The 11,748-nt window shown below is 60.0% G+C and carries 12 protein-coding genes; 8 read left to right on the forward strand and 4 right to left on the reverse strand.

What is annotated here, in order from left to right; all coding sequences use genetic code 11:
- Nucleotides 1-704: 704 nt before the first annotated feature.
- A complete protein-coding gene (locus tag CAF87_RS07510; protein ID WP_085729586.1) occupies nucleotides 705-1,067 on the forward strand; it encodes a DUF6124 family protein in 363 nt (120 codons plus the stop codon).
- 169 nt (nucleotides 1,068-1,236) lie between these two features.
- Here CAF87_RS07510 and CAF87_RS07515 read toward each other — a convergent pair whose 3' ends face one another.
- Nucleotides 1,237-1,953, reverse strand: coding sequence for an SIMPL domain-containing protein (locus CAF87_RS07515; protein ID WP_085729587.1), 717 nt, complete (start codon nucleotides 1,951-1,953; stop codon nucleotides 1,237-1,239).
- Nucleotides 1,954-2,201: 248 nt separating this feature from the next.
- On the opposite strand from CAF87_RS07515, the gene CAF87_RS07520 reads away from it, so the two are divergent.
- The 5 genes from CAF87_RS07520 to CAF87_RS07540 all read left to right on the forward strand — a co-directional run bounded on the left by CAF87_RS07520 (nucleotide 2,202) and on the right by CAF87_RS07540 (nucleotide 7,101).
- Nucleotides 2,202-2,390, forward strand: coding sequence for a hypothetical protein (locus CAF87_RS07520; protein ID WP_085729588.1), 189 nt, complete (start codon nucleotides 2,202-2,204; stop codon nucleotides 2,388-2,390).
- Between the two features lie 218 nt (nucleotides 2,391-2,608).
- Complete coding sequence (locus CAF87_RS07525) at nucleotides 2,609-3,871, forward strand: ATP-binding protein (protein WP_007953651.1); 1,263 nt, start codon at nucleotides 2,609-2,611, stop codon at nucleotides 3,869-3,871.
- Entirely contained in the window at nucleotides 3,864-4,424 is a 561-nt protein-coding gene (locus CAF87_RS07530; RefSeq protein ID WP_003221630.1) for a response regulator transcription factor, read from the forward strand. Before CAF87_RS07525 ends, CAF87_RS07530 begins: the two co-directional genes overlap by 8 nt.
- Nucleotides 4,425-4,520: 96 nt before the next feature.
- Nucleotides 4,521-6,248 (forward strand): ABC transporter ATP-binding protein/permease, encoded by a 1,728-nt coding sequence (locus CAF87_RS07535; protein ID WP_085729589.1) that lies wholly within the window; start codon nucleotides 4,521-4,523, stop codon nucleotides 6,246-6,248.
- A 106-nt stretch (nucleotides 6,249-6,354) separates the two neighbouring features.
- On the forward strand, nucleotides 6,355-7,101 hold the full coding sequence (locus tag CAF87_RS07540; RefSeq protein ID WP_085711808.1) for a FadR/GntR family transcriptional regulator: 747 nt from the start codon (nucleotides 6,355-6,357) through the stop codon (nucleotides 7,099-7,101).
- A 4-nt stretch (nucleotides 7,102-7,105) separates the two neighbouring features.
- On the opposite strand, the gene CAF87_RS07545 is transcribed toward CAF87_RS07540, so the two are convergent.
- From CAF87_RS07545 to CAF87_RS07555, 3 genes are all read right to left on the reverse strand, one after another.
- Entirely contained in the window at nucleotides 7,106-7,480 is a 375-nt protein-coding gene (locus tag CAF87_RS07545; RefSeq protein ID WP_085729590.1) for a hypothetical protein, read from the reverse strand.
- Nucleotides 7,481-7,582: 102 nt separating this feature from the next.
- Complete coding sequence (locus CAF87_RS07550; protein ID WP_085729591.1) at nucleotides 7,583-7,774, reverse strand: hypothetical protein; 192 nt, start codon at nucleotides 7,772-7,774, stop codon at nucleotides 7,583-7,585.
- Between the two features lie 11 nt (nucleotides 7,775-7,785).
- The gene (locus tag CAF87_RS07555; RefSeq protein WP_085729592.1) at nucleotides 7,786-9,084 is read right to left on the reverse strand and encodes a phospholipase; all 1,299 of its coding nucleotides are present in this window, start codon (nucleotides 9,082-9,084) and stop codon (nucleotides 7,786-7,788) included.
- Between the two features lie 236 nt (nucleotides 9,085-9,320).
- Here CAF87_RS07555 and kdgD point away from each other — a divergent pair, with 236 nt between their 5' ends.
- Nucleotides 9,321-10,232: a 5-dehydro-4-deoxyglucarate dehydratase gene (gene kdgD, locus CAF87_RS07560; protein WP_007953624.1), complete on the forward strand. Its 912-nt coding sequence runs from the start codon at nucleotides 9,321-9,323 to the stop codon at nucleotides 10,230-10,232.
- Nucleotides 10,233-10,293: 61 nt separating this feature from the next.
- Complete coding sequence (locus tag CAF87_RS07565) at nucleotides 10,294-11,733, forward strand: aldehyde dehydrogenase family protein (RefSeq protein WP_085711804.1); 1,440 nt, start codon at nucleotides 10,294-10,296, stop codon at nucleotides 11,731-11,733.
- Nucleotides 11,734-11,748: the final 15 nt, after the last annotated feature.

Below are 11,748 nucleotides of genomic sequence, written 5' to 3' on the forward strand. Positions count from 1 at the left end.
TCCGGGGGCATCGCCTACGGTTTGCTTCGCTGCACCTCCTCTCGATGTGTTTGGCTTCGCCAAACGGTCGCTGCGCTCCCACCCCCGGATAAATCCCTCCACTCAGCCTTCCGACGTCGCCCGAAGATCAAAAGCGGTACTCGAGCTAACGCTCATCGTGTTGAGTGGTGGAAGCCAAAGCCAAAGCCAAAGCCAAAGCCAAAGCCAAAGCCAAAGCCAAAGCCAAAGCCAAAGCCAAAGCCAAAGCCAAAGCCGGAGTGGAGTTGTATGCGTTGTAAAACCCGAGTTCACCTCGGTATCTCACGTCGGCGTATTCCATTTAAACACCGCGGTCAGTCCCCTCTCCCTCCGGGAGAGGGCTAGGGTGAGGGCTGCTTTTGAAGTTGTTTAAATCTCAACAACAACACCGGATCCTTCCCACAAGGTTTTCAGGTTGTCCGTCGGAAGCACGATCCCTAGTCTTTGGTTGTCGCTGCCAATTCAGCGACCGGGAGTGAGATCCCGGCTATTCATTTGGATACTTGTTCAAGCCCCTTCATAATCGCCGCCAGCTTAAACTGTCAGCGATTTTTATGGCGGCTGTGTACGGGTGGACGAATGTCCTGCCGGGTATCCATACCGGTGATCTCACCCCGTACATAGCTGCCACCTCTTCTTCGAGTGAGATCGGGAAAAGTGGCTCCATAACCTGGAGAAATTGCTACATGGATAAGCTGATACCCGACCCACCCCTCGAATCACCCACCCCCCTCGAAGAAGCCATGCGCGCCGAAGACCTCGCCCGCAACCGCGAAGCCATCAAACGCGCCCTCGACTATTACCTGTGCCCCAATCCTTCCAAACCGCGCCCGCCGAGCACGATGTACATGGTCAGTCCCAACGTCGACACCGAAAGCCTGCTGGCCAATGCCTGCGAATCCCTGGCGTCGGCCAGTACCATCGCCAGCAATTTCGCCAATGAGCTCAGCGGTTCGCAGCGCAGTACGGCGCTCGGGATCCAGCAGATCATCATGCTGGCCGAGCTGGCGGTGAACCGGGCGCTGGATCGGGTTGATCCGCAAACCTGAGACCGTGTCATCGTTCATCGCCAGCAGGCTGGCTCCCACAGGAGTCCGCATTCCAAATGTGGGAGCTAGCTTGCTAGCGATGACGGCGGAGCTGACAACCCAAATGCCGGGCACAAAAAAACCGGCGATCATTCACTGATCGCCGGTTTTTCATTCAGCCGTCACTCAATTACTGCATCAACACTTCAATCGAGCCATCAGCGGTCAGGCTGACCTGGCTGGTGCCGGCTTCGACTTCAGGCGTGACGGGCGCCGAATCCATGCCGGCGGCTTTCATCATCATCGGGGCGCGCATGTACGGTTGTGGGAAGCCGTTGCTGTTGAGGTTCAGGTTGACGATTTTGTAGCCCTTGCCACCCAAGGCGTCGGTGGCCAGTTGGGCGCGGGCCTTGAAGGCGGTAACGGCTTCTTTCAGCAGTTTGTCTTCGCTGGCCTTGCGGGTCGGGTCGGCGATGGCGAAGTCCATGCCGCCCATTTTCAGGTCGGTCAGCAACTCGCCGGTGAGTTTGGACAGGGCGGCGAAGTCGGCGCTTTCCAGGCGCAGTTCGGCGCGTTCGCGCCAGCCGGTGATTTTCTGGCCCTTGGTGTCGTAGATCGGGTAGCTGTTGCGGCTGCCCTGGCGCAGGGTGATGTCTTTGACCTGCTTGGCCTGGGCGAGGGCCTTGTTCATGGTGGTGCTGACGTCGGCGGCGAGTTTGGCCGGGTCGGTGTTCTGTTCTTCGGTGTAGAGGGTCACGATCATCAGGTCGCGGGCCACTTCCTGGCTGACTTCGGCGCGCAGGGAAATCTGGTTGTAGTGCAGCTCATCGGCGGCCAGGGCCGGAAGGCTGGCGACACTGCCTACGGTCAGGGCGAGAAGGGCGGCGCTGCGGCGAAATGTGTGCATGAAAGCTCCTTGATGAGGGCGCAGGTGATGGTTCGGGGGCCTGCGTGAAACCATCAGACTCTAGCTTTTATGATCCGGTTCGCCCAGTTACAACTTCTATACAGATACAAGCGCACACCGCCCGTCGCATATCGCCGTGTACCTGTTAGTTCTCTCAGTAGACGGATCTCGCCGAAAGATTAAGCATGTTTGTGAGGCGCTACAGCACTCGGCCTCAAGCACGACAATTGCAAATAAGGAAATTGATGATGAACGCACAAGAACAAGCGGATGCTAAAAGTCGAGGATATTCAGTGCTACTCCAGGAGCGGGGGGCCGGCAATTGGTCCTATTGGGTTTACTTCAACGGCAATCAGATGGGTGGCCCATTTGGTTCTGAGAGTGAAGGGTGGAACCGCGTGGAGGGATTGATTAATCAACAATCGTACGGAATGTGAAATCGACTGATACTGCTACCGGCAATTCGGGAACAGATTGCCGTTTTTTTGCTCCGAACGGCGCCGTGTGCAATGCCGGTGATCGCCCGTAGCGAATACGCCCTTATAGCCGCAGAAAAACTTTGCGCCATGTGGTCGTTTGCCGCACTTTCGCCTCTCAAGCCCGCGGCTTGGTTATACTCCGTGCGATCCGCCTGGAGCGCTCATCAGGAGAGCTCATGCTCGCCCCCGTACAACTGACTTCCGCCACTCGCCAGAACCTCTGGCGGCTGACTTTCATCCGCACTCTGGTGCTCGCCGCGCAGGCCGGTTCCGTGGGCCTGGCCTACTGGCTGGAGCTGTTGCCGTTGCCGTGGGTGCAACTGGTGATGACCCTCGGCTGTTCGATCCTGCTGTGTGTGTTCACCGCCGTGCGCCTGCGCACTTCGTGGCCGGTCACCGAGCTCGAATACGCGCTGCAACTGGCCTGCGATCTGGTTATCCACAGTGCCTTGCTGTATTTCTCCGGGGGGTCGACCAACCCGTTCGTTTCGTATTATCTGGTGCCGCTGACCATCGCTGCGGTGACGCTGCCGTGGCGTTATTCCGTGGTGCTGTCCGGTATTGCGCTGGCCTTGTACACCCTGATGCTGACGCATTTCTATCCGCTGGAAACCCTGCCGGTCGCCCGGGAAAACCTGCAAATCTACGGCATGTGGCTGAGTTTTGCCCTCGCGGCAGCGGTGATTACCTTCTTCGCTGCGCGCATGGCTGAAGAGCTGCGCCGCCAGGAAGAGTTACGCGCGATCCGCCGTGAAGAAGGCCTGCGTGATCAGCAATTGCTGGCCGTGGCGACTCAGGCCGCCGGTGCCGCTCATGAACTGGGCACACCGCTGGCGACCATGAGCGTGTTGCTCAATGAAATGCAGCAGGATCATCACGACCCGATGCTTCAGGAAGACCTGAAGGTGTTGAAAGATCAGGTCAAGCTCTGCAAGGAGACCCTGCAGCAACTGGTGCGCGCCGCCGAAGCCAATCGTCGGATGGCGGTGGAGATGCAGGACGTCACCGAGTGGCTCGACGAGGCGCTCAATCGCTGGCACTTGATGCGCCCCGAAGCCAGTTACCGTTTCCAGCGTTTGGGCCAGGGCCCGCTGCCGCGTGTGGCACCGCCACCGGATCTGACCCAGGCCTTGTTGAATCTGCTGAACAACGCCGCCGATGCCTGCCCGGAAAACCTTCAGGTGACCCTGGACTGGACCGCCGAAGATCTGACCATCAGCATTCGCGATCATGGCGCCGGTGTGCCGCTGGCCATCGCCGAGCAGATTGGCAAACCGTTTTTTACCACCAAGGGCAAAGGTTTCGGCCTGGGCCTGTTTTTGAGCAAGGCCAGCGTGACACGCGCCGGCGGCTCAGTGAAACTCTATAGTCATGAGGAAGGCGGCACGCTCACCGAGCTGCGCCTGCCCCACGGCGCCCGAGGAGAGCAACATGAGTGACGAAATCCAAGTCGAAGGCGAAGAACTGCCGCATTTGCTGTTGGTCGATGACGACGCGACCTTTACCCGGGTGATGGCTCGTGCCATGGCTCGCCGTGGTTTCCGCGTCAGCACCGCCGGTTCCGCCGAGGAGGGCCTGACCATCGCCCAGGCCGATCTGCCGGACTATGCTGCGCTGGACCTGAAAATGGACGGTGACTCCGGTCTGGTCTTGCTGCCCAAACTGCTGGAGCTGGACCCGGAAATGCGCGTGGTAATTCTCACCGGTTACTCGAGCATTGCCACCGCGGTCGAAGCGATCAAGCGCGGCGCCTGCAACTACCTGTGCAAACCGGCGGACGCCGACGACGTGCTGGCGGCGCTGCTGTCCGAACACGCCGACCTCGATAGCCTGGTGCCGGAAAACCCGATGTCGGTGGATCGTCTGCAGTGGGAACACATCCAGCGCGTGTTGACCGAGCACGAAGGCAACATCTCCGCCACTGCCCGCGCCCTGGGCATGCACCGTCGTACCCTGCAGCGCAAGCTGCAGAAGCGCCCGGTTCGTCGCTGAACCTGCGCTGAACGGCCATCGCCAGCCCTCGCGATAAAGCGCACCGATCATCTATGATCGGTGCGTGTCTGTTCTTTTCTTTATCGAGCCTTTTCCATGAATCAGAACGCTGAATATTCCGCGGTCAACGATGCTGTGCGCGGGCAGTTTTTTCGCAAGGTGTGGGCGATGACCACGCCTTACTGGAGCAGCGAAGAGAAGGGCAAGGCCTGGACATTGCTGATTGCCGTGATTGCGCTGTCGCTGTTCAGCGTGGCGATCTCGGTGTGGATCAACAGTTGGTACAAGGATTTCTACAACGCTCTGCAGAAGAAGGATGAGGCGGCGTTCTGGCAGTTGATCCTGTATTTCTGCGGCATTGCCACGGTGGCGATCCTGGGCGCGGTGTATCGCCTGTACCTGACGCAGATGCTGACCATCCGCTGGCGGGCATGGCTCACCGAGAACCACTTCAAGCGCTGGCTAGGGCACAAGAATTACTACCAGCTGGAGCAGGGCGGCTACACCGACAACCCTGACCAACGGATTTCCGAAGACCTCAACACCTTCACTGCCAATACCCTGAGTCTCGGGCTGGGACTGATCCGCACGGTGGTCAGCCTGGTGTCGTTCTCGATCATTCTGTGGGGTGTGTCCGGCAGCATCGAAGTTTTCGGCTTCGAAATTCCCGGCTACATGTTCTGGTGTGCGCTGCTGTATGCAGCGGTCGGCAGTTGGCTGACGCACCTGATCGGTCGGCGCCTGATCGGCCTGAACAACCAACAACAACGCTTTGAAGCTGACCTGCGTTTTTCCATGGTGCGAGTGCGCGAGAATGCCGAAAGTATTGCGCTGTACAACGGCGAACCGAACGAAAATCGTCGTTTGAGCAGCCGTTTCGGGCTGGTCTGGCAGAACTTCTGGGACATCATGCGCGTGTCCAAGCGCCTGACATTCTTCACGTCCGGTTATGGCCAGATCGCGATCATTTTTCCGTTTATCGTGGCAGCACCGCGCTATCTCTCAGGCAAGATCGAGTTGGGTGAGCTGATGCAGATCAACTCGGCGTTCGGCAACGTGCAGGAGAACTTCAGCTGGTTCATCAGCGCGTATTCGGAACTGGCTGCCTGGCGCGCCACTTGTGATCGTCTGTTGAGTTTCCGTCAGGCCATGAGTGACAACGAAGACAGGGCACCGGCCATCGATGTGCAAAATCAGGGCAGCGAGTTGAAGTTACACAACCTCGGGCTCGATCTGGCCGATGGTCGTCACCTGCTGACCAGCGCCGACATGACCGTGGAGGCGGGCGACCGGGTAATGCTCAGTGGCCGCTCCGGCAGCGGCAAGTCGACACTCTTGCGGGCGATGGGGCATCTGTGGCCCGCCGGACACGGCAGTATCCGCCTGCCGTCCGCCCGCTATCTGTTCCTGCCGCAAAAGCCGTACCTGCCGATTGGGACCTTGCGCGAAGCCTTGAGTTATCCACAGCCGGGCGACACTTACGCGCCAGAGCGTTATGCACAAATGCTGGAAACCTGCCGTCTGCCGCATCTGGTGGCACGTCTGGACGAAGCCAACCACTGGCAACGCATGCTCTCGCCGGGTGAGCAGCAACGTCTGGCCTTCGCCCGTGCGCTGCTCTACGCACCGCACTGGCTGTACATGGACGAAGCGACGTCGGCGATGGACGAAGAAGACGAGGCCACGCTGTATCAGGCGCTGATCGATCAGTTGCCGGGCCTAAGCATCGTCAGCGTCGGCCATCGCAGCAGCCTCAAGCGCTTCCATCCACGGCATGTGCGGATCGACAGCGGGCATCTGGTCGAGCAGACCGTGACGGCCTGATGTGCACCGTCCTCTGTGGGAGCCTGCTCCCACAGAGGACAGTGATCGTACAACTCCCTTGGGCTATGATGCCCCTCTTACCGAATTTTCGAGACAAACGCAGACCATGGAAACCCCGATCGACACCCCGCGCCTCCCTCGCAAGCGCCGCAGCCTGGCACAGGAACTGGTGACGGTGCTGACCGAGCAAATCCGCGACGGTCTGCTCAAGCGTGGCGACAAGTTGCCCACCGAGTCGGCGATCATGGAAGCCCATGGCGTCAGCCGCACCGTGGTGCGTGAGGCGATTTCCCGGCTGCAGGCTGCGGGGCAGGTCGAAACCCGCCATGGCATCGGCACCTTCGTGCTCGACACGCCGAGCCCGAGCGGTTTTCGGATCGACCCGGCCACCGTAGTCACCCTGCGTGACGTACTGGCGATTCTCGAATTTCGCATCAGCCTGGAAGTCGAATCCGCCGGCCTCGCCGCACAGCGTCGCAGCGCCGAGCAATTGGCCGCCATGCGCGCCGCTCTGGATGCGCTGAACGAAAGCGTGGCCCATGCCAGCGATGCAGTGGCGTCGGACTTCCAGTTTCATCTGCAAATTGCGCTGTCCACCGGCAACCGCTACTTCACCGACATCATGACCCACCTGGGCACCAGCATCATTCCGCGCACGCGGCTGAACTCGGCGCGCCTGGCCCATGACGATCAACAGCACTACATGAATCGCCTGAGCCGCGAGCACGAGGAAATCTACGAGGCCATTGCCCGTCAGGATGCCGATGCCGCTCGCGCGGCCATGCGCCTGCACCTGACCAACAGCCGCGAACGACTGCGTCAGGCCCACGAAGAGGCGCAGGCACAGGGCTGAGGGATCAGGCTTCGACGTAGAGTCTCAGTGGCTCCGAGCAAGGTTCGAGACTGGACTCGTCGGCAAACTTGTAGCGCAGTTCGACGGTGCTGTTCAGGTACTTTTCCAGTTCGAATCGGGGAATGCTCAGTTCGATTCCGGTCAGGCCGATCATGTCGTCCAGTGCGTCATCCCAGACGCCGGTCGGCTCCGACAAACCCAGCCATTCAGGTTCTTCAGGATCCTCGCCGAGGATCGGGTACACATCCCAGTTCGGTGGGGTGTTCTGGCCATCGGGTACGCGGACGATCAGGTCATCATCCAGGTTCGATAATCGCAGGATGATCGAGTCGCTGGCGTGATCGGGGAATTGAGGAAGGTGTGCAGCGGCAAACGTCATGGCTCGTGCTCCTTGAAAGATCTGCCGCGATCCTTCGCGGCAGTCGTCGCACTTTACCCGGCGAATCTGTGAGATGCGCCGGGGCAATCTTGTCCGGGCATTTCAGCTGCGGGGCAGAATCGAACGATCCACCCTGACCGCCAGTTTGCCCGGGCCCGGCCTGACGTCGAATGTCGCCTGGCCATGAGCGTCTACCGACGTCCGGGCGATGGCCACGCCGTCGCGCAGCAATTGCAGCGGCGCACTTTTCAACGATTGGCCCGAGGCCAGTTCAACTTTCAATTTGATGGTCATCGAATCGCTCCTTAATTCGTGTTGCCGGTCGGGTGATAGTCCTTGAGCAGCAGGTAAGTGCTCCAGCCCCACCAGTCGTCGACGGTGGCGGTGTCGTTGAGGTTGTTCACGTCCTTGCGCCGCAGGACTTTGTTGCCCTGAAGGCGGAACAGTGGCGAAAAGTTGTTCGTCAGACTCATCACGAAAGTCAGATCCGGCAACCGTTGCAGCGCGTTGAAGGTGGTCGGCACGTTGCCGGTTGAATACGCAGCATAGACCTCGTCCGCCGAATCCTGCACCGCCTGATTCACCTGATTGCGGTTGTCGGCGTCCGTGGCGTCGAAGTAGCGCTTGTCACCGAATGCCCGCCATTGCTCGCCATGTCCGTTGCGTACCTTGAGCCCGAATTTGCTGTCTTCGTCGTGCATGAATCGGGTGATCAGAGAGCCCAGATCGCTTGGCGTCACCGCGGCGGCCATGGCCTTGCGTGGCACTCGCAGGTGCCCGGAGGAGAACAGGTCAGTGAGATAGTGATCGGCGAACGCGTTCATGGCGTATGCCCGTTCAAGTTGCAGTTCGTCCTGACTGGCGTGGGCGGCTGCGGCAGTTTGCAGGGCAGCGGTGTGCCCGGCGATATAGGCCTGCCGGGCCCACTCGCCGAAATGATCGGCATTGTTCGCTGCCAGTTTCAGGTAGCGACCGAGCGGGAAAAGTGCCGAGACGAAACTGCCGCCGCCGGTGATCTTGTTCCACTCCTCCGACAACGTATCTCCCAGCGCGTCATAGGCTTCGTGGGGTGGTTTGCCGTCCTTGATCGCCTGTTTAATCGCATCGATCTCTTTTTGCATGATCGCCAGAATTTGCGGCGCTTCGGCCTTTGACGCCGGCAGAACGGCGAGGGTGTCGAACGCCGCCGAAAAACGTTGTAGGCGTTCTGCCGGGGTGGCGCCTTCGTTGATCGGCCGGTCGGCGATTCCGTAGAAATCGCCACCCAGCGCGAGCACCTGGCCATAGGTCAGCGCCAACCCGTTCGGCAGGTGCAAAGGAACATTTTGTGCGAGCACCGGCTCGGCATTTTCGACGAAGCGCAACCGGGTGTTATCACCGATCGCCGTGTGTTCCGCGCCTTCGAAGCGCAGCGGCGGTTTGACTTTCATGGCTTTTCCGGTCAGTGCGGGGGAGGGTTCGACATCGCTGTGGGAGTCGGCAATGTGCAGCACCAGATGCGGGTTTTCGGCACTGAAGTCGATGCCGCCTGGGGTAAAAAGATCATCGAAACGGGCGATGACCGGTGTGGGTTGTTCAAGGCATTTTGGTTGTAGACCGGACATTTCTTTCTCCTTGATATGTCGTCGGTGGGTTCTTATTTAACTGTACGTATATACAGTTAAATCGAGCCTAGTCGAGAAAACGCCTACGTCAAAAAGAAATCTTGTCCGACAAAAAATGCCTCCCAGCGATGAAATGCAGTTGACGGTTATCTTTTAAGTTGTACGATGACATACAACTTCGGCGAAGGCTGAACGGTCCACTCACAAAAAAACGTTGCTACCAGGGTGTTCGAATAATGAATCCACAAGAACTGAAGTCCATCCTCTCCGCCGGCCTGCTGTCTTTCCCGGTCACCGATTTCAATGCCCAGGGCGATTTCAACCGCGCGGGCTACATCAAACGCCTGGAGTGGCTGGCTCCGTACGGTGCTTCGGCCCTGTTCGCCGCCGGTGGCACCGGTGAGTTCTTCTCCCTGGCTGCCAGCGAATATTCGGAAATCATCAAGACTGCCGTCGACACCTGCGCCAGCAGCGTGCCGATCCTCGCCGGTGTCGGCGGTTCGACCCGCCAGGCCATCGAATACGCACAGGAAGCCGAGCGCCTGGGCGCCAAAGGTCTGTTGCTGCTGCCGCACTACCTGACCGAAGCCAGCCAGGACGGCGTTGCCGCCCACGTTGAAGCGGTGTGCAAATCGGTGAACATCGGTGTGGTGGTCTACAACCGCAACGTCTGCCGCCTGACCGCGCCGCTGCTGGAACGTCTGGCCGAACGCTGCCCGAACCTGATCGGCTACAAGGACGGTCTGGGTGATATCGAGCTGATGGTGTCGATCCGTCGTCGTCTCGGCGATCGCTTCAGCTATCTCGGTGGTCTGCCGACCGCTGAAGTCTACGCCGCGGCTTACAAGGCCCTGGGCGTGCCGGTCTACTCGTCGGCGGTGTTCAACTTCATCCCGAAAACCGCGATGGATTTCTACCACGCGATTGCCCGCGAAGATCACGCCACCGTCGGCAAGATCATCGACGACTTCTTCCTGCCGTACCTGGACATCCGCAACCGCAAGGCCGGTTACGCCGTAAGTATCGTCAAGGCAGGCGCCAAGATCGCCGGCTATGACGCAGGCCCGGTGCGGGCGCCGCTGACCGACCTGACTCGCGAAGAGTACGAAATGCTTGCCGCGCTGATCGACAAGCAAGGTGCGCAGTAACCCAACTCTATAAACAAGGCCGCTGAGCAATCAGCGGCCTTTTGCGTCAGGAGAATGATTCGTGACCAAGCGCTATGACAATTACATCAACGGTGAATGGGTCGCCGGCAACGATTACTCGGTCAACATCAACCCGTCCGAGCTGAGCGACACCATCGGCGACTACGCCAAAGCTGACCTGGCTCAGGTCAACGCCGCCATCGACGCCGCTCGCGCCGCGTTCCCTGCGTGGTCGACTTCGGGCATTCAGGCTCGCCACGACTCGCTGGACAAAGTCGGCACCGAGATCCTCGCCCGCCGCGAAGAACTCGGCACCCTGCTGGCCCGGGAAGAGGGCAAGACCCTGCCGGAAGCCATCGGCGAAGTGACCCGCGCCGGCAATATCTTCAAGTTCTTCGCCGGCGAGTGCCTGCGTCTGTCCGGCGACTACGTGCCGTCGGTGCGCCCGGGCGTCAACGTTGAAGTCACCCGCGAAGCCCTCGGCGTGGTCGGCCTGATCACCCCGTGGAATTTCCCGATTGCCATCCCGTCATGGAAAATCGCCCCGGCCCTGGCCTACGGCAACTGTGTGGTGTTGAAACCGGCGGATCTGGTACCGGGTTGCGCCTGGGCCCTGGCCGAAATCATCTCTCGCGCGGGCTTCCCGGCCGGCGTGTTCAACCTGGTGATGGGCAGCGGTCGCGTGGTCGGTGAAGCGCTGGTCAACAGCCCGAAAGTCGACGGCATCAGCTTCACCGGCTCCGTCGGCGTCGGCCGTCAGATCGCCGTCAACTGCGTGTCGCGCCAAGCCAAGGTTCAGTTGGAGATGGGCGGTAAGAACCCGCAGATCATTCTCGACGATGCCGACCTCAAGCAGGCGGTGGAGCTGTCGGTGCAGAGCGCGTTCTACTCCACCGGCCAGCGTTGCACTGCGTCGAGCCGTTTGATCGTCACTGCCGGGATTCATGACAAGTTCGTCGAAGCGATGGCCGAGCGCATGAAATCGATCAAGGTCGGCCATGCGCTGAAGGCTGGCACCGATATCGGTCCGGTGGTCTCGCAAGCGCAGCTTGAACAGGACCTGAAGTACATCGACATCGGTCAGTCCGAAGGTGCCCGGGTGGTCAGCGGCGGTGGTCTGGTGACCTGCGACACCGAGGGTTACTTCCTCGCGCCAACGCTGTTTGCCGACAGCGAAGCCTCTATGCGCATCAGCCGCGAAGAGATCTTCGGCCCGGTGGCCAACATCGTCCGCGTGGCCGATTACGAGGCTGCACTGGCCATGGCCAACGACACCGAATTCGGCCTGTCGGCGGGTATCGCCACCACGTCGCTGAAGTACGCCAACCACTTCAAGCGTCATTCCCAGGCCGGGATGGTGATGGTCAACCTGCCGACCGCCGGTGTCGATTACCACGTTCCGTTCGGTGGCCGTAAGGGCTCATCCTATGGCTCACGTGAGCAAGGCCGCTATGCGCAAGAGTTCTACACCGTAGTGAAAACCGCCTACATCGGTTCGTAAGTCGCTGCACCCGCG

The sequence above is a fragment of the Pseudomonas sp. R38(2017) genome (genome assembly GCF_002112395.1).
Taxonomy (GTDB): Bacteria; Pseudomonadota; Gammaproteobacteria; order Pseudomonadales; family Pseudomonadaceae; genus Aquipseudomonas.

Coding starts and splice junctions, on each gene's coding strand:
- CAF87_RS07510 (WP_085729586.1), top strand. CDS start 705: ATGGATAAGCTGATACCCGACCCACCCCTCGAATCACCCACCCCCCTC.
- CAF87_RS07515 (WP_085729587.1), bottom strand. CDS start 1,953: ATGCACACATTTCGCCGCAGCGCCGCCCTTCTCGCCCTGACCGTAGGC.
- CAF87_RS07520 (WP_085729588.1), top strand. CDS start 2,202: ATGAACGCACAAGAACAAGCGGATGCTAAAAGTCGAGGATATTCAGTG.
- CAF87_RS07525 (WP_007953651.1), top strand. CDS start 2,609: ATGCTCGCCCCCGTACAACTGACTTCCGCCACTCGCCAGAACCTCTGG.
- CAF87_RS07530 (WP_003221630.1), top strand. CDS start 3,864: ATGAGTGACGAAATCCAAGTCGAAGGCGAAGAACTGCCGCATTTGCTG.
- CAF87_RS07535 (WP_085729589.1), top strand. CDS start 4,521: ATGAATCAGAACGCTGAATATTCCGCGGTCAACGATGCTGTGCGCGGG.
- CAF87_RS07540 (WP_085711808.1), top strand. CDS start 6,355: ATGGAAACCCCGATCGACACCCCGCGCCTCCCTCGCAAGCGCCGCAGC.
- CAF87_RS07545 (WP_085729590.1), bottom strand. CDS start 7,480: ATGACGTTTGCCGCTGCACACCTTCCTCAATTCCCCGATCACGCCAGC.
- CAF87_RS07550 (WP_085729591.1), bottom strand. CDS start 7,774: ATGACCATCAAATTGAAAGTTGAACTGGCCTCGGGCCAATCGTTGAAA.
- CAF87_RS07555 (WP_085729592.1), bottom strand. CDS start 9,084: ATGTCCGGTCTACAACCAAAATGCCTTGAACAACCCACACCGGTCATC.
- kdgD (WP_007953624.1), top strand. CDS start 9,321: ATGAATCCACAAGAACTGAAGTCCATCCTCTCCGCCGGCCTGCTGTCT.